This is a genomic window from Halomonas sp. THAF12, from assembly GCF_009363675.1.
GTDB lineage: Bacteria > Pseudomonadota > Gammaproteobacteria > Pseudomonadales > Halomonadaceae > Halomonas > Halomonas smyrnensis.
On record NZ_CP045399.1, the window covers coordinates 1,015,565 to 1,030,984 of the forward strand.

The following is a 15,420-nucleotide window of genomic DNA, read 5'->3' on the forward strand; positions in this document are numbered from 1 at the left end:
AAATGAGCGGGTAAAGCCGTGGCGGCGGGGCGTGACTCATGCCACTTCCGCCTGCGCCGGGGGCGGCGAGAGGCCTTGAAGGGCGCGGGCTCGCTGTGCCTGGCGTTCCAGCGACAGCTCGAGACGCTGCGCCAGGCCGGCGAGCTGGGCCCGCTGGCGCTCGCTCAGTGCCGGCTGGTGGCGGGCGGCCTCGACCAGCGCCTCGCCGGCCGGGGCCACCGCGTCGGGCGAGCGGCCCCTGGCGCTGTCGGCGTAGGCCTGGGCCAAGGCATCGAAGAAGTCGCGCTTGGCGCGGTGCAGGGCCTCGTCCGGCAGGTCGTCCAGCCGGCGGCGCATCTGCAGGCAGGCATAGCCGATGTCGAGCCCGGTCAGGCCCAGGGTAAAGAGATGGCGCTGGTCCTCGGGCAGCACGTCGTCATGCCTGGCCAGGTGCAGCAGACGGTCGGCCATGCCGCCGACGAAGCGTGCCTCCGCCTCGTGGATCGGCGGCGAGGTCAGGCGGCGCAGGTCGCCGACGATGGCGCCCACCAGCCGGCGCTTGCGCAGCCGCGAGCCGAAGCCGGGCAGCAGTCGGAAGCCGGTCACCACCGCGGACATCCCGATCATCACCGCGATGGCGCGGTTGATGAAGCTGTCGAAGGAGAAGTCCATGCCGTTGTCGGGCATGGTCAGCAGGATGTTGCCGATGGTGAAGGCCAGGCAGTAGCCCATCAGGCGCGGGTTGGCCGCGCCCAGCAGGCCGAGGAACAGCGGCGGCATCAGGATCATCGCCAGCATCGGGAAACCGCTGGCCTGGGCCAGCAGCACGTGGCCGAACAGGAAGGCGCTGGGAATCGCCGCCAGCATGCCCTTGGCGAACATCATGCACACCATCACCGGGTTGTCGCGGGTGGCGAAGAAGGCCGAGAACAGGGTGCCGAGCAGCATCGCGACCTGGCCGTTGTCCCAGCTGGTGGCCAGCCAGAAGGCGGCGAGCAGGGAGAAGACCAGGCCCGCGCGCACGGCGTTGAGGCCGGCCACCAGGTGGTCGCGATGCCAGGCCAGTGCCGCGCCTCGCAGCCGCATGCGCCCCGGGTGGCTGATGGCATCGCGGGCGTCGAGCATCACCACGGCGTGGCCCAGCGCCTCGCGTAGGCCCAGCAGGCAGCGCTGCTCGAGGGGCGTCCCGTCGTCGTCGGGGCAGTCCTTGACCCGGTGACGCAGGGCGTGAAGGCGTCGCTGGGCCGGGGCGATGCCGCTGACCTCCGCCGACTCGCGAAAGCCGTCGGCGAGCTCCTCGGCCAGCCGGTGGATGGTCGGCGAGATGCGCTCGCCGTAGTGATGCAGGATCTGCTGCAGGGCGTGCAGGGTGGCCAGCAGGCGCAGGGTGCGGCGAGTCAGCACGTGGCTGGCGCGGATCCGGCCCGGCCCTTCCGGGCCCTCGTAGCGGGCGGCCTGGCTGTCGGTCTCGAGCTGGGTGAGCGGCTCCAGGCTGTGGGTCAGGGTGCCCTGCAGCTCGTCGAGATCGTCGCTGTCGGTCAGCCGCAGGGCGGCGTGGCGGAAGGCCTGGTTGACCACGTCGTCGGCCTGTCGGCCGAGATGGTCGCCGACCTTGATCGGCCACAGCAGCGCGCTGACCAGGGTGGCGCACAGCGCACCCAGCGACAGCTCGGAGAGCCGTGCCACGGCGATGGAGAAGATGCCGTCGGGCTGGCCGGCGCCGATCACCACGATCAGCATGGCCGTGACGGCGCCCATGATGCAGCCGTAGGAGGCGTTGTTGCGTAGCAGCGAACTGCCGTAGGTGCAGAACATGATCCACAGCGTCAGGGCGGCCAGCGCCGGGATGGGCGCCTGGGCGAACAGGCTCATGATGGCGATGCCGGCGCCGCAGCCGACCAGGGTGCCGCTGATCTGGCTGAGCCCCTTCTCGACCACCATGCCGCTCATCGGGCGGACCTGCAGGAAGGCCGCCGAGATCAGCGCCCAGTAGGGCCGCTCCAGGTCGCACCACAGCGCCGCGTAGAGTGCCAGCAGCATGGCCAGGGTGGCCTTGGCGGCGAACTTGACCGCATCGGAACTCGGCGTGAGATAGGCCTGCAGCCAGAGGGACATGCGCCGTTACTCCGTCGGCTCGACGTTCGGCTCCACATACACCGAGGCCGTCATGCCGGCGCTCAGGGTCGTCCCCTCGGGAATCTCGTCCAGTGCGATGCGCACCGGAATGCGCTGGGCCAGCCGCACCCAGCTGAAGGTGGGGTCCACCTGGGGCAGCAGCTGGCTGTTGGGATCGGTGTTGGGGTCGGCGATGGCGCGGCCGATGCTCTCCACGTGGCCCTCCAGCTCGGTGTCGCCGCTCATCAGGATCACCCGCGCCGGGTCGCCGACCGAGAACTGCGGGGTCTTGGTTTCCTCGAAGTAGCCGGTGACGAAGTAGGAGCCCTCCTTGATCAGCGCCATCACCTCTTCGCCGTCGCTGACGTAGTTGCCCTCGCTGAGCTGCAGGTTGAGCACGTGGCCCGCCGCCGGAGCCGACACCGTGGTGCGTTCGAGGTCGAGCCGGGCGCTGGCCAGGTCGCTCTTGGCCTGGTCGAGGGTGGCGCTGGCCACCTGGCGGTTGATACGGGCCGTCTCCTGGCCCTCGGCGCTGATCGCCTGACGGCTCAGGCGGTTGCGCCGCGAGGCCTCGTCCTGGCTCTGCTGGAGCTCGGCCTGGCGTTGGGCCACCACCGCCTCGGCCCGGTTCACCGCCGTCTCGTAGCGCGCGCGATCGATCTGGAACAGCGTCTCGCCCTCGTCGACGCGCTGGTTGTCGCCCACCGTCAGCGCCACCACGCGACCGGAGACATCCGGGGCGACGGTGATCACCTCGGCGCGCACGCGGCCGTCGCGGGTCCAGGGCGTATAGAGGTAGTAGTGCCACAGCCACAGGCCGGCGGCGATGGCGATGGCGACGACGACCAGGGTGACGAGGCTGCGTAGCAGGGTGCGCATGTTCAGGCGTTCCCGGTGGCGGAAGAGAGGTAGGCGATGACGGCGGTGCAGATCACGAACAGGGCGGTGTCGAACCAGGCCTCGAACCACAGGCGGTTCGCGCCCAGCAGCCGATAGAGCACCGCGCGGATCAGCAGCGTGGCGCCGAAGCCGAGCAGGGCATACAGCAGCAGGGGAGAGAGATAGAGGCCGCCGACGGCGATTTCGCGAAGTCCCATGCTCGCTCCTTGAGCGTCGTTAAGGGCTCCATTCTAGCAATCGCCGTCGCAACAGGCACGGCGGGTGGTTCAGGCCTCCGCCGGGGCGGCCTCGGGGGCGGTGGCCCAGTCGGCGGGGCAGGCGCCGCGCAGGAACTCGAGCAGCGCCGTGACCTTGCGTGGCCGGTGGCCGTGAGGGTAGAGCAGGCTCACCGGCATCGCCGAGGCCTGCCAGTCGGGCAGGCAGCGCACCAGCTGGTCCGGGTGGGCCGCCCGGCGGCGCTCGGCCATCCACACCGGCAGCACGCCCAGGCCGTGGCCGCGGGCGATGGCGTCGGAGTGCAGCAGCAGGCGATCGACGCGCAGCCGCGAGCCGGGCGGGCAGACGTCGTGTTCGCCCTCGCGCGGGTGGCGCAGCACCAGGCCGCGTTCGGCCTCGCCGAGCAGGTCGATCCAGGCGTGGCCGTCCAGGTCGCGGGGATGGGACGGCGTGCCGTGGCGGGCGAGGTAGTCGGGATGGGCATAGAGCCCGCGCGGCAGCCGGGCCACCGTCTCCTGGCGCAGGGCGGTCTCGCCGGTCTCGCCGTACCACACCACCACCGAATGGCAGGCGGCCTGGCCCGGCAGCTGGTCGCGGGTCAGCAGGTTCAGCTTCAGCGCGGGATGGCGGGCCATGAACGCGTCGAGGGCGGGCGCCACCCAGGTGCGCGACAGGCCCTCGTGGACCTCCAGCGTCAGCTCGCCGCTGATCTCCTCGCGCAGCTCGTCCAGGGCCTGGCGGCCCTTGTCGGCCAGCGCGATCAGCCGCAGGCAGTAGTCGTGGAAGACGCGTCCGGCCTCGGTGGGTTCCAGCCGGTTCGACTGGCGCCGCATCAGCGGCTGGCCGAGCCGCGCTTCCAGCTGCTGGAGGCGGCGGCTCAGGGTCGATTTCGCCACGCCCAGCCGGCGGGCGCTCAGGGTGAGGCTGCCGCTGTCCATGACGTCGGCGAAGGCGAGCAGTTCATCGGCATCGTGCATGGTGTTGAGCCGTAGGGTGCTAACGGAAGGCCCATCGTAGCAATACGCTGGTTGAAAATCATTCTCGTTGTTGTGATCGGTGAGAATCGTGATCGCGTTGCGTGTCACGCAACGCGCCGTGCCATGACGCGAGCGAGCGAATATGGAAGAATGTGAATAATAAAAATTCGCATTAACTAAAGCCGGCCCGGATGAGGCCGGTGGGATCTTCAGGAGTCGCCACACATGTCGTTCCCCTCTTCTCGCACCGTCCTTGCCTCGCTGATCGCCGGCCTGGCGGCCTCCCCCGCCGTCGCGCAGGAAACGGCCGAGCTTGACGATGTCGTGGTCACCGCCGCCGGTTACGAGCAGCAGGTGCAGGATGCCCCGGCCTCGATCAGCGTGATCAGCCGTGAGGACCTGGAAGGCCGCGCCTACCGAGACATCACCGATGCGCTGCGCAACGTGCCGGGCGTGACCGTCACCGGCGGCGGGTCGTCCCAGGACATCAGCATCCGCGGCATGGGCGCCAAATACACCCTGATGCTGGTCGACGGCAAGCGTCAGGGCTCGCGGGAAACCCGCCCCAACAGCGACGGCCCGGGCATCGAGCAGGGCTGGATGCCGCCGCTGTCGGCCATCGAGCGCATCGAGGTGATCCGCGGCCCGATGTCGTCGCTGTACGGCTCCGATGCCCTGGGCGGCGTGATCAACGTGATCACCCGCAAGGTGCCGCAGGAGTGGGGCGGTGAGGTCTCCACCAGCATGACGATCCAGGAAGACTCCGCCTCCGGCGACGAGCACAACAGCCGCTTCCATGTCGCCGGGCCGCTGATCGGAGACCGTCTCGGCCTGCAGGTCTACGGCCAGTACGACCAGCGCGACGAGGACGCCATCATCGGCGGCTACGCCGACCAGCGCCTGGCCAGCGGCACCGCCAAGCTGAGCTGGACGCCGGACGACATCCACGAGATCGGCCTCGAGGCGGGCTACAGCGAGCAGCGTCGGATCACCAATCCCGGTGAGTCCGTCGAGCTGGTGGGGTCTCGCGGGCCGAACGAGCGCTCCGAACAGGAGTACGATCGCCGCCACTTCGCGCTGAGCCACGACGGCTACTTCGACGTCGGCACCACCACCAGCTACGTGCAGCACGAGGAGATCGACAACCCCTCCCGCGACAACAGCTACCAGAGCACCGTGGCCGACACCAAGGCGGTGCTGCCGCTGGGCGCCCATATCCTGACCCTGGGCGGCCAGTACGAGGATCAGCGCCTGGAGGACGGCGGCAACCAGTCCGAGACGTCCGATTTGAGCGAGCTGACCCGCTATCGCTGGGCGCTGTACGCCGAGGACGAATGGATGCTGACCGAGGACTTCTCGCTGACCGGCGGCGTGCGCCTCAACGAGGACGAGGACTACGGCAGCCACTGGTCGCCGCGCCTGTATGGCGTCTGGCACCTCGACGACCGCTGGACGCTGAAGGGCGGCGTCTCCTCCGGCTTCCGCGCGCCGGACCTGCGCTACACCAGCCCCGGCTGGGTCCAGGTCAGCCGCGGCGGCAACATCTACGGCAACCCGGATCTGGAGGCGGAAACCTCGCTCAGCCAGGAACTGGGCCTGCACTATGCCGGCGACAACGGCCTGATGGCCGGCCTGACCGTCTTCCACACCGACTTCGACGACAAGATCACCCGCATCAACTGCCCGACGTCCGTATGCACCGATGGCGCCAACGACTTCGGCTCCGATCCGACCTACCGGGTCAACGTCGATGAGGCGGTCACCCAGGGCGTCGAGTTCTCCCTGTCCACGCCGCTGGCCGACGATCTGGACCTGAGCGCCAGCTACACCTACACCGACTCCGAGCAGAAGAGCGGCGAGTACGAGGGCGAGCCGCTCACCCAGCTGCCCAAGCACCAGGTCTCGGCATCGCTGGACTGGCAGGCCACCGAGCGCCTGAACCAGTGGACCCGCCTGACCTATCGCGGCGAGGAGAGCCAGCCCACCACCGGTCCGTCCCAGGATGCCATCGTCGCGCCGTCCTACACCTTCGTGGACGCCGGCCTCGGCTATCAGCTGACGCCGCAGACCACCCTCAACGCCGGCCTCTACAACCTGTTCGACGAGGACATCACCGAGGAAGAGTACGGCTACGTCGAGGATGGCCGTCGCCTGTGGCTGGGCATCAACGTCGCGTTCTGATCGCCCGCGTATCGCCGGCCCCGGTCCTGGTCACCGGCCGCCGCGCGGCGCTGGCCGCGCAGGGCGGGAGGCGATCGACGTGACGGTGCTGTCGCCCGGCCCGTGGACCTCTCCGGCGAGCGTTCATGCCCGGCTGGGCGAACAGCCTCTGGCCCCGGTTCCTGCGCTCCCGCAACGTCGCGTTGCGAAACATCGAACGCGACGTTGCGCCGAGCGGGGATGAGAACCCCTTTGAGATTCATTATCATTGGCAAATATTCGCATGGCCGGGCGCACGGGTGCCCGGCGAGTCGAGGAGCTTCCATGTCAGTTTCCCTGCCCAGGGCGTCGACCCTGATCGGCGCCTGCCTGGTGGCGGCCATTGCCGCCGCGGTCACCCCGGCCCAGGCACGTACCCTGGACACCGCCCACGGCGAGATCGAGGTGCCGGACGCCCCCGAGCGCGTGGTCACCCTCTATGAAGGCGCCCTGGATGCCGCCCTGGCCGCCGGCGTGATGCCGGTGGGCGCGGTGACCACCCGCGGCGGCGACGACGTGGCCCGCTACATCGCGCCGCATCTCGGCGATCAGCGCCCGGCGATCGTCGGCGTGGTGCGCGAGATCAACATGGAGGCGGTGGTCGGCGAGCGCCCGGACCTGATCCTGGCCGGCCCGAGCCTCGCCGATGCCCAGTACGCGCTGCTGTCGAAGATCGCCCCCACCGTGGTGCCGCAGAGCCCGGGCATTACCCCCGAGGCGTGGAAGGTCGAGGGGCGCCAGTTCGGCGAGGCCCTGGGCCGCGAGGACGCGGTGAACGCGGCCATCGAGGGCGTCGAGAGCCGGGCCGCCGAGCTGGCCGAGCGCGTGGACGCGGCCGAGGTCGGCGCCACCGCCAACCTGGTGCGCTGGATGCCCCAGGGCCCGCTGGTGATGTCCGACCGGCTGTTCGCCAGCGGCCTGCTCGAGGCCGTCGGCCTGGACGTCGCCTCCGGCGACCTGGTCAACGGTCATGGCGTGCACAGCGACCCGCTGAGCCTGGAGAACCTGTCAAGGCTGCAGGGCGACTGGCTGTTCCTGGCCACCCTCAACGAGGAGGGCGACGAGGCCCTGGCCGCGGCCAAGGATTCCCCGGCCTTCGCCCGCCTGCCGGTGGTCGACAACGGCCGGGTGGTGCCGGTGGACGGCCAGCTGTGGACCAGCGCCAACGGCCCGCTGGCCGCCGAGGCCATCCTCGACGACATCGAAGCGGCGCTCGTGCCCTGATGTCGAAGGCCGCCTCCGTCAACATCGAGCCCCGCCCATCGGCGGGGCTTTCCCGTGTCATGCCGATGCTGTCCGGCCTGCTGGCGCTGGCGGTGCTGGCCAGCCTGCTGTGGGGCGCCGGCGAGGTCGGTCCGGCCCGCGCCCTGGCGGTGCTCGCCGGCCACGGCGACAGCGAGGCGCGGTTCGTGGTCGAGACCCTGCGCCTGCCGCGCACCCTGATCGGCATCGCCGTGGGGCTGTCTCTGGGCGTGGCCGGCGCGCTGTTGCAGGCCGTGTCGCGCAACCCGCTGGCCGAGCCCGGACTGCTGGGCGTCAGCGCCGGGGCCGCCTTCGCCGTGGCCGTGGCGTTGTGGCTGGGCGCCAGCGCGGCGACCCTGCGCGTGGCCGTGGCCCAGGTCGGTGCCCTGGGCGGCTGCCTCGCGGTGATGAGCGTGGCACGCCTGCGCGGCCCGGGCGACGACCCGGTGCGCCTGGTGCTGGCCGGGGCCGCCTTCTCGGCGCTGCTGGCCTCGCTGACCTCGCTGCTGCTGCTGTTCGATCAGCGCACCGCCGACGAGATCCGCTTCTGGGTGGTCGGCAGCCTGGCCGGGCGCCGCCTCGATGACCTCGCCGCCGTGCTGCCGAGCCTGGGCCTGGCGCTGGTCGTCACCGCGCTGATCGCCCGGCCCCTGGCGGCGCTGGCGCTGGGCGAGCGGGTCGCCTCGGGCCTCGGCCATCGCCCCGGCCGGGTGCGTGCGCTGGTGGTGATCGCGGTGGCGCTGCTGGTCGGCGCCGCCACCGCCATCGCCGGGCCGATCGCCTTCGTCGGCCTGGTGGTGCCCTTCGCGGCCCGCGCCCTGGCCGGCCCCGACATTCGCCGCACCCTGTGGCTGTGCCTGCCGCTGGGCCCGCTGATGGTGCTCGCCGCCGACGTGGTCTCGCGGCGGGTGGTGGCGCCGTCGGAGCTGCCGCTGGGCGTGCTCACCGCCCTGGTCGGCGCCCCGGTGCTGGTCGCCGTGGTGCGCGCCCGTCGACTGCCGACCCTGTGAGCCGGAGACCGTCATGTCCGAGACCCTGATGTCCGAGCCCCTGCCGATGCCTGCCCGCGCCGATGCCCCACGCCGCGTCGCGCCGCCGCCGGGCTACTGGCGCCTGGCCCGGGGCGAGCGCCATCTGCTGATCGAGCGCCGCGCGCTGATCGTCTCTCTGCTGCTGCTGGGGCTGCTGACGGGGTCCTCGCTGGCCTACCTGTGCCTGGGCCAGCAGGTGCTGTCGCCCGCCGGCGCCTGGGCGGCGCTCAAGGGCGAGGGCGACCCGCTGGCCGGCTTCCTGGTGCGGGAGCTGCGCTTCCCGCGGCTGCTGGCGGCCTGGCTGACCGGCGCCGCCTTCGCGCTGGCCGGCTGCCTGATGCAGACCCTGGCCCGCAACCGCCTGGCCACCCCCGGCATCATCGGCATCGACAACGGCGCCACCGCCTTCGCCGTGGCCTCCGTCGTGGGGCTCGGCGTGTCGCTGGCACCGTCGGCCATGGCGCTGGTCGGCGCGGCCACCGCGGCGGCCGTGACCTTCGGCGTGGCCAGCGGCGGCGATACCCGCGGCTATCGCTTCATCGTCGCCGGCATCGGCATCGGCGCGGTGTTCGGCGCCGTCACCCAGCTGCTGTTGGCCCGGGTCGACATCGACACCGCCAACCAGGCCTACCCGTGGACGGTGGGCACCCTGAATTCGCGCCCGGGCGGCGCCGTCGCGGTGCTGGGCATCGGCCTGGCGCTCGGCTGGCCGCTGGCCATGGCGCTGGCCCGGCCGCTGTCGCTGATGCGCTTCAGCGACGCCGTGGCCCGCGGGCTCGGCGTCGGGCTGCGGCGCCGGCGCGCCCAGATCCTCGGGCTCTCGGTGCTGCTCACCGCGCTGGCGGTGGCGGTGGCCGGGCCGGTGGGCATGGTCGGGCTGATCGGCCCGGAGATCGCCCGCTCGCTGTCCACCTCGCGGGGCGTGCCGCTGACCGCCTCGGCCCTGGCCGGGGCCCTGGTGATGGTGCTGGCCGACCTGACCGGCCGGCTGCTGCTGGCCCCCATCGAACTGCCGGTGGGCATCGTCACCGCCGTGGTCGGCGGCCCCTGGCTGCTGTGGATCCTGATGCGTCCCACCCATAGGAGAGTCTCATGAACGCCCCGCAACGCCTGAAGGCCGAGGCGCTGAGCCTGAGCCACGGTCGCACCGCGATCATCGAGGACCTGGCGGTCGAGCTGCCGCCGGGCCGGGTGACCGCCATCGTCGGCCCCAACGGCTGCGGCAAGTCGACCCTGCTGGCCGGGCTGGCGCGGCTGCACGCGCCGGACTCGGGCGCGGTGCTGCTCGATGGCCAGGACATCCAGCGCCTGCCGCCCCGGGAGCTGGCCCGGCGTCTGGCGCTGCTGCCCCAGGAGGCCACGGCGCCGGAGGGGCTGACCGTGGGCGACCTGATCCGCTTCGGCCGCCAGCCCCACCAGGGCTGGCTGCGCCAGTGGTCCGGCGACGACCGGCGCGCGGTGGAGGAGGCGGTGGCCGCGGCGGGGCTGGAGGCCCTGGCCGACCGGCCGCTGGAGGCGCTCTCCGGCGGCCAGCGCCAGCGCGCCTGGATCGCCATGACCATCGCCCAGCAGACGCCGCTGCTGCTGCTCGACGAGCCGACCTCGGCGCTGGACCTGGGCCACCAGCTGGAGGTCTTCGAGCTGGTCAGGCGCCTGGCCGCCGACGGCCGCACCCTGGCGCTGGTGCTGCATGACCTGGCCAGCGCCTGCCGCTATGCCGATCACCTGGTGGCCATGCGCGACGGGCGCATCGTCGCCCAGGGCGCGCCCGCCGAGGTGGTCACCGAGGCGCTGGTGCACGAGCTCTACGGCGTGACCTGCACCCTGGTGCCCGATCCGGCCACCGGCACGCCGATCCTGACCGACCTGCGCCGGGCCTGAACGCGACGCGCCCCGGCAGGGCCGGGGCGCGTGGGAGTGGTGAAGTGTCGCCGAGTCGGGTTATTCGGCGGCCTTCTGGGCGCTCTCGCCGGCGCTCTGCAGGGCCTGGCCGATGCGATCCAGGGCGTTGGACGCGCCTTCCTGGGTGGTTTCCCAGGCGCTGGCCGCGCCTTCCTGGGTGTCGGCCCAGGCGCTGCGCATGCTCTCGCGGGCCTCGTTCCACCAGCCGTCGGTGTATTCGGGCTGGTCGCGCAGGCTGGCGGCGTCGAGGCTCAGGGTGACGCGGTATTCGATGTCCTCGATGCGCTCGCCGTGATGGGTCTCGACCTTGAACTGGTCGGCCTCGACCACGTACTGCTTCTCGTTGAGGTCGAGCAGGCTGCCGGAGTCGATCACCAGGGCGCGCAGGCGCATGTCGTCGTCCAGCAGCACGTCTTCCACCTCGCCGATCGACCGCTCGGAATCCGCCTGGGTGTAGACGTCGGCGTCGAGCAGCTCATCGGCGGAGTACAGGCCCTGCGGGGCGGCCGATGCGGTGGCACTGACGGTCAGGCCGGCGGCGAGCAGGGCGGCGGTGATGCTCGTCTGGCGAAGGGAATCGCGGGTCATGGCGTCTCTCCTTGAGTCGGTGTCCATCGCGTCGTCATGTGTCGACGACACCCATTAGTGTCGTCTGATGTCCATGAGTTTCAACTCGTTGTGTAACAATGTGTGATACAGGCACTTTTACCCGGTCGTGGCCGGGGTGTTATATCTGCGGGAGCGGCTGACCGGGAGGATCAACGATGCGGATGCGATGGATGACCATGGGGCTCGCCATGGTCCTGGGGAGCGGACCGGCGCAGGCCGCGGAGCCGCTGGAGACGGTGGTGACCATCGGCATGCTCGGCGACGTCGCCGAGCGGGTCGGTGGCGAGTGCGTCGAGGTCACGGCGCTGATGGGGCCGGGGGTGGACCCGCACCTGTTCCAGGCCAGCGCCCGGGACGTGGCGACCCTGCAGCGTGCCGAGACCATCCTCTATTCCGGCTATGCGCTGGAGGGCCGGCTCGGCGACGTGCTGGAACGCTTCGCCGAGATCACGCCCACCGTGGCGGTCTCGCCGGCCGCCATCGGCGAAGACGCGCTGATCCGGGTGCAGGATGCCTACGGCATCGATCCTCACCTGTGGATGGACGTGTCGCTGTGGGCGCAGACCCTGCCGGTGCTGGCCGAGACCTTCGCCGAGGCGCGCCCCGAGTGCGCGGCGACGATGCGGGACAACGCCGAGGCCTATGGCCGCGAGCTCGCCGCCCTGCACGACTGGATCGCGGCGAGCGTGGCCTCCATTCCCGAGGCGCAGCGCATCCTGGTGACCGCCCATGACGCCTTCCACTACTACGGCCGCGCCTACGGGATCGAGGTCGCCGGCATCCAGGGCATCAGCACCGAGACCGAGACCGGCGTGGCCGATATCCGCGCCATGGCGGACGTGGTGGTCGAGCGCTCGGTGCCGGCGGTGTTCGTCGAGAGCACCATCAATCCCCGCACCGTCCAGGCGGTGATCGACGCCGCCCGCCAACGCGGCCAGGCGGTGACGGTCGGCGCCCAGCTGTATGCCGACGCCATGGGCGAGGCGGGGACCGCCGAGGGCACCTACATCGGCATGCTCCATGCCAATACCCGGCACATCGTCGAGGCGCTGGGCGGCACGCCGGCACCGCTGCCCGAGGCGCTGGCCGACTGGGCCGCCCGCTGGGAGATTCCCGAGGCCTGATCCGTCCGTCCCGCCACGCATCCCACGCATCAGAAAGGCACGCCATGACCCTACCGCTGCATGAACCGGATCTCGCCCTGCACGTCGAGGACCTGACGGTCAGCTACCACAGCAAGCCGGTGCTGTGGGACATCGACTTCGACGTCCCGCCCGGGGTGATGGCCGGCATCGTCGGCCCCAACGGCGCCGGCAAGAGCACGCTGATCAAGAGCGTGCTGGGGCTCGTGCCCACGGTGGCCGGCCATGTGCGCCTGTTCGGCCTGCCCTACAGGTCGCATCGCCGCCGGGTGGGCTACGTGCCGCAGCGCTCCAGCGTCGACTGGGATTTTCCCACCACCGCCCTGGACGTGGTCACCATGGGGCTCTACGGCCGACTGGGCTGGCTGCGGCGGCCGGGGCGGCGCGAGCGCGACGAGGCCATGGCGGCGCTGGAGCAGGTCGGCATGGCCGATCTCGCCGGTCGCCAGATCAGCCAGCTCTCCGGCGGCCAGCAGCAGCGGGTGTTCCTGGCCCGGGCGCTGGTCCAGCAGGCCGACGTCTATTTTCTCGACGAGCCCATGGCCGGGGTCGACGCCACCACCGAACGCGCCATCGTCGACATCCTTCGCCGCCTGCGCGACCAGGGCAAGACGCTGATCGTGGTGCACCATGACCTGCAGACGGTGCGCAGCTACTTCGACTGGCTGCTGCTGCTCAACGTGCGGGTCATCGCCCAGGGGCCGGTGCGCGAGGTCTATACCGCCGACAACCTGCGCCGCGCCTACGGCGGCCAGATCGCGCTGCTCGACGAGGCCGGCAGGCTGGCCGGGGAGGGCGACGCCTCGTGATGGCCTCGCTGCTGAGCCTGTTGAACGACTACACCCTGCAGAACGTCATGGCCGGCGCCGCCCTGCTGGGGCTGATCAGCGGCGTGCTGGGCAGCTTCGCGGTGCTGCGCCGCCAGAGCCTGCTCGGCGACACCATGTCCCACGCGGCGCTGCCCGGGGTCTGTCTGGGATTCATCATCGCCGGCGGGCGTCACATGGGCAGCATCCTGGTCGGCGCGCTGGTCACCGGTGCCCTGGCGGCGCTGACGATGCTGCTGCTGACGCGCCTCAGCCGGCTCAAGACCGACGCCGCCCTGGGCATCGCGCTGAGCGTCTTCTTCGCCCTCGGGGTGGTGCTGCTGACCCATATCCAGGGCACGCACAACGCCTCCCAGGGCGGCCTCGACGCCTTCCTGTTCGGTCAGGCGGCGGCCACCCTGCGCGCCGACGTGTGGATCATGGCCGGCATCACCGCGATCGCCCTGACGCTGGTGGCGGTGCTGTGGAAGGAGTTCAAGCTGGTGACCTTCGATGCCGAGTTCGCCGCCTCCCAAGGGATGCCGGTGGTCTGGCTCGAGGCGCTGCTGACGATGATGGTCGCGCTCGCCGTGGTGGTCGGCCTGCAGATGGTCGGCGTGGTGCTGATGGCGGCCATGATCATCGCCCCGGCGGTGGCGGCCCGGCAGTGGAGCCGGCGTCTCGAGAGCATGGTGACACTCGCCGCGCTGATCGGCGTGGCCGGCGGCGTGCTGGGCGCCTTGCTCAGCGCCCTGTCGCGGGGCCTGGCCACCGGCCCGCTGATCATCCTCAGCGTTTCCGCCGTGGTGCTGCTGTCGCTCGCCCTGGCCCCGGGCCGCGGCCTGGTGTGGGAGGCGCTGCGGCTGTGGCGGGGGCGTCGACGCCTGCGCCAGCAGCAGGTGCTGACCACCCTCTACGGGCTCGCCGCCCGCCACGAGGATCCGGTGTTCCGCTCCGAGCAGGGGCTGATCGACAGCTATCACGGGCTGCGCACCCGTACCGCGCTGCGCAAGCTCGAGCGCAGAGGCCTGGTCGAGTGGGGCGAGGCGCCGCCGGGGGAGCCGGGGCCGTCGCGGCGCTGGCTGCTGACGCCGGCGGGGCGTGCCGAGGCCGAGCGGGTGCTGGCCTCGCTGCACGAGGAGGGCGCCTGATGCTGGCCGCGCTGTTCGACAATCCCGCGGCGATGATCATGCTGGTGGGCGCCCTGGTGGGCATCGCCTCGACCCTGGTGGGCACCTTCCTGGTGCTGCGTGGCAACAGCATGCTCTCGGACGCCATCGGCCATGCCATCGTGTTCGGCATCGTCATCGTGTGGCTGGCGACGCATCAGCAGAGCGGCCCGCTGCAGATCCTCGGCGCAGCGCTGACGGGGCTGCTCACGGTGGTGCTCACCGAGCTCTTGGTCAGCACCCGGCGGGTCAAGCAGGACGCCGCCATCGGCCTGGTGTTCCCGGTGCTGTTCTCGATCGGCGTGCTGCTGCTCAACCTGTATGCCCGGGACGTGCACATCGACACCCATACCGTGCTGCTCGGCGAGATCGGCTTCGTGTGGCTCGATACCGTCACCCTGGGCGAGTATCGGGTGCCCCAGGCGCTGCTTTCCATGGGCGCCATGACGCTGCTCAACGCCGCCTTCGTCGGCGTCTTCTTCAAGGAACTCAAGCTGGCCACCTTCGACGAGGGGCTGGCCCGGGCCCTGGGGCTGGCGCCGGGACTCTTGTTCCATGGCCTGCTGCTGCTGACCAGCGGCACCGCGGTGGCGGCCTTCGACGCCGTGGGGGCGGTGCTGTTCGTGGCCTTCGTCATCGTGCCGCCGGCCACCGCCTACCTGCTCACCGACCGGCTGTGGCTGATGTTTGTCTACGGCATGCTGGTATCGATCCTGTCCAGCGTCTCGGGCTATGCCCTGGCGGTGGCCTGGGACGTCTCGATCGGCGGCATGATGGCGGTGATGACCGGTGCGTTCCTGCTGCTGGCCTTCCTGGTCGGCCCGCGCTATGGGGTGATCGCCCAGTGGCTGCGGCGCCGCGGGCAGCGGCGCCTCAACGAGATCCGCACCCTGGCCGTGCACCTCTACAACCACGAGGGCAGCCCCGAGCAGCACGAGGAGAACGTCACCCGGGCGCTGCGCGAGCACCTGCTGTGGGACGATGCCAAGGCACGCCGGGTGGTGGCGCGCAGCCGCGAACAGGCGCTGATCGAGCGCAACGGCGAGGCGCTGCACCTGACCCCGGGCGGCCGCGAGCTGGCCCGGGAGATCCTCGAGCCGGGGCGTCGGGCCGCGGACGGCCAGGGGTAGGCG

The 15,420-nt window shown here is 71.3% G+C and carries 14 protein-coding genes; 9 read left to right on the forward strand and 5 right to left on the reverse strand.

Going from position 1 to position 15,420, the window contains the following annotated elements; all coding sequences use genetic code 11:
* Positions 1–36: 36 nt before the first annotated feature.
* The 4 genes from FIU88_RS04595 to FIU88_RS04610 form a co-directional block, all read right to left on the reverse strand.
* Entirely contained in the window at positions 37–2,094 is a 2,058-nt protein-coding gene (locus tag FIU88_RS04595; protein ID WP_152478349.1) for an FUSC family protein, read from the reverse strand.
* Between the two features lie 6 nt (positions 2,095–2,100).
* Entirely contained in the window at positions 2,101–2,973 is an 873-nt protein-coding gene (locus FIU88_RS04600; protein ID WP_016855456.1) for an HlyD family secretion protein, read from the reverse strand.
* A gap of 2 nt (positions 2,974–2,975) precedes the next feature.
* The gene (locus tag FIU88_RS04605) at positions 2,976–3,191 is read right to left on the reverse strand and encodes a DUF1656 domain-containing protein (RefSeq protein ID WP_016855457.1); all 216 of its coding nucleotides are present in this window, start codon (positions 3,189–3,191) and stop codon (positions 2,976–2,978) included.
* A gap of 69 nt (positions 3,192–3,260) precedes the next feature.
* Positions 3,261–4,187, reverse strand: coding sequence for a LysR family transcriptional regulator (locus FIU88_RS04610; protein ID WP_016855458.1), 927 nt, complete (start codon positions 4,185–4,187; stop codon positions 3,261–3,263).
* A gap of 225 nt (positions 4,188–4,412) precedes the next feature.
* Between FIU88_RS04610 and FIU88_RS04615 the strand changes: the two genes are divergently transcribed.
* From FIU88_RS04615 to FIU88_RS04635, 5 genes are all read left to right on the forward strand, one after another.
* Positions 4,413–6,368, forward strand: coding sequence for a ligand-gated channel protein (locus FIU88_RS04615; RefSeq protein ID WP_152478350.1), 1,956 nt, complete (start codon positions 4,413–4,415; stop codon positions 6,366–6,368).
* Positions 6,369–6,671: 303 nt separating this feature from the next.
* Positions 6,672–7,610 (forward strand): ABC transporter substrate-binding protein, encoded by a 939-nt coding sequence (locus FIU88_RS04620; protein ID WP_016855460.1) that lies wholly within the window; start codon positions 6,672–6,674, stop codon positions 7,608–7,610.
* Between the two features lie 65 nt (positions 7,611–7,675).
* Complete coding sequence (locus FIU88_RS04625) at positions 7,676–8,638, forward strand: iron ABC transporter permease (RefSeq protein WP_152480127.1); 963 nt, start codon at positions 7,676–7,678, stop codon at positions 8,636–8,638.
* 13 nt (positions 8,639–8,651) lie between these two features.
* Positions 8,652–9,755, forward strand: a complete 1,104-nt coding sequence (locus FIU88_RS04630; RefSeq protein WP_152478351.1) for an iron chelate uptake ABC transporter family permease subunit — start codon at positions 8,652–8,654, stop codon at positions 9,753–9,755.
* A complete protein-coding gene (locus FIU88_RS04635) occupies positions 9,752–10,540 on the forward strand; it encodes an ABC transporter ATP-binding protein (RefSeq protein WP_152478352.1) in 789 nt (262 codons plus the stop codon). The genes FIU88_RS04630 and FIU88_RS04635 overlap by 4 nt, the downstream gene beginning before the upstream one ends.
* A 60-nt stretch (positions 10,541–10,600) precedes the next feature.
* Here the strand turns inward: FIU88_RS04635 and FIU88_RS04640 are convergent, their stop codons facing one another.
* Complete coding sequence (locus FIU88_RS04640; RefSeq protein WP_016855464.1) at positions 10,601–11,149, reverse strand: PRC-barrel domain-containing protein; 549 nt, start codon at positions 11,147–11,149, stop codon at positions 10,601–10,603.
* Positions 11,150–11,325: 176 nt separating this feature from the next.
* On the opposite strand from FIU88_RS04640, the gene FIU88_RS04645 reads away from it, so the two are divergent.
* Genes FIU88_RS04645 through FIU88_RS04660 form a run of 4 tightly spaced genes read left to right on the forward strand, consistent with a single transcriptional unit; the run spans position 11,326 to position 15,417 of the window.
* Positions 11,326–12,294, forward strand: coding sequence for a zinc ABC transporter substrate-binding protein (locus FIU88_RS04645; protein WP_253742731.1), 969 nt, complete (start codon positions 11,326–11,328; stop codon positions 12,292–12,294).
* 44 nt (positions 12,295–12,338) lie between these two features.
* On the forward strand, positions 12,339–13,121 hold the full coding sequence (locus FIU88_RS04650; RefSeq protein WP_016855466.1) for a metal ABC transporter ATP-binding protein: 783 nt from the start codon (positions 12,339–12,341) through the stop codon (positions 13,119–13,121).
* Entirely contained in the window at positions 13,121–14,269 is a 1,149-nt protein-coding gene (locus FIU88_RS04655) for a metal ABC transporter permease (protein ID WP_016855467.1), read from the forward strand. Before FIU88_RS04650 ends, FIU88_RS04655 begins: the two co-directional genes overlap by 1 nt.
* On the forward strand, positions 14,269–15,417 hold the full coding sequence (locus FIU88_RS04660; protein ID WP_016855468.1) for a metal ABC transporter permease: 1,149 nt from the start codon (positions 14,269–14,271) through the stop codon (positions 15,415–15,417). Before FIU88_RS04655 ends, FIU88_RS04660 begins: the two co-directional genes overlap by 1 nt.
* The last annotated feature ends 3 nt before the right edge of the window (positions 15,418–15,420 follow it).

Bases quoted from the DNA above. Each gene is read 5' to 3' on its own strand.
- FIU88_RS04595 (WP_152478349.1), bottom strand. From the start codon at position 2,094: ATGTCCCTCTGGCTGCAGGCCTATCTCACGCCGAGTTCCGATGCGGTC.
- FIU88_RS04600 (WP_016855456.1), bottom strand. From the start codon at position 2,973: ATGCGCACCCTGCTACGCAGCCTCGTCACCCTGGTCGTCGTCGCCATC.
- FIU88_RS04605 (WP_016855457.1), bottom strand. From the start codon at position 3,191: ATGGGACTTCGCGAAATCGCCGTCGGCGGCCTCTATCTCTCTCCCCTG.
- FIU88_RS04610 (WP_016855458.1), bottom strand. From the start codon at position 4,187: ATGCACGATGCCGATGAACTGCTCGCCTTCGCCGACGTCATGGACAGC.
- FIU88_RS04615 (WP_152478350.1), top strand. From the start codon at position 4,413: ATGTCGTTCCCCTCTTCTCGCACCGTCCTTGCCTCGCTGATCGCCGGC.
- FIU88_RS04620 (WP_016855460.1), top strand. From the start codon at position 6,672: ATGTCAGTTTCCCTGCCCAGGGCGTCGACCCTGATCGGCGCCTGCCTG.
- FIU88_RS04625 (WP_152480127.1), top strand. From the start codon at position 7,676: ATGCTGTCCGGCCTGCTGGCGCTGGCGGTGCTGGCCAGCCTGCTGTGG.
- FIU88_RS04630 (WP_152478351.1), top strand. From the start codon at position 8,652: ATGTCCGAGACCCTGATGTCCGAGCCCCTGCCGATGCCTGCCCGCGCC.
- FIU88_RS04635 (WP_152478352.1), top strand. From the start codon at position 9,752: ATGAACGCCCCGCAACGCCTGAAGGCCGAGGCGCTGAGCCTGAGCCAC.
- FIU88_RS04640 (WP_016855464.1), bottom strand. From the start codon at position 11,149: ATGACCCGCGATTCCCTTCGCCAGACGAGCATCACCGCCGCCCTGCTC.
- FIU88_RS04645 (WP_253742731.1), top strand. From the start codon at position 11,326: ATGCGGATGCGATGGATGACCATGGGGCTCGCCATGGTCCTGGGGAGC.
- FIU88_RS04650 (WP_016855466.1), top strand. From the start codon at position 12,339: ATGACCCTACCGCTGCATGAACCGGATCTCGCCCTGCACGTCGAGGAC.
- FIU88_RS04655 (WP_016855467.1), top strand. From the start codon at position 13,121: ATGGCCTCGCTGCTGAGCCTGTTGAACGACTACACCCTGCAGAACGTC.
- FIU88_RS04660 (WP_016855468.1), top strand. From the start codon at position 14,269: ATGCTGGCCGCGCTGTTCGACAATCCCGCGGCGATGATCATGCTGGTG.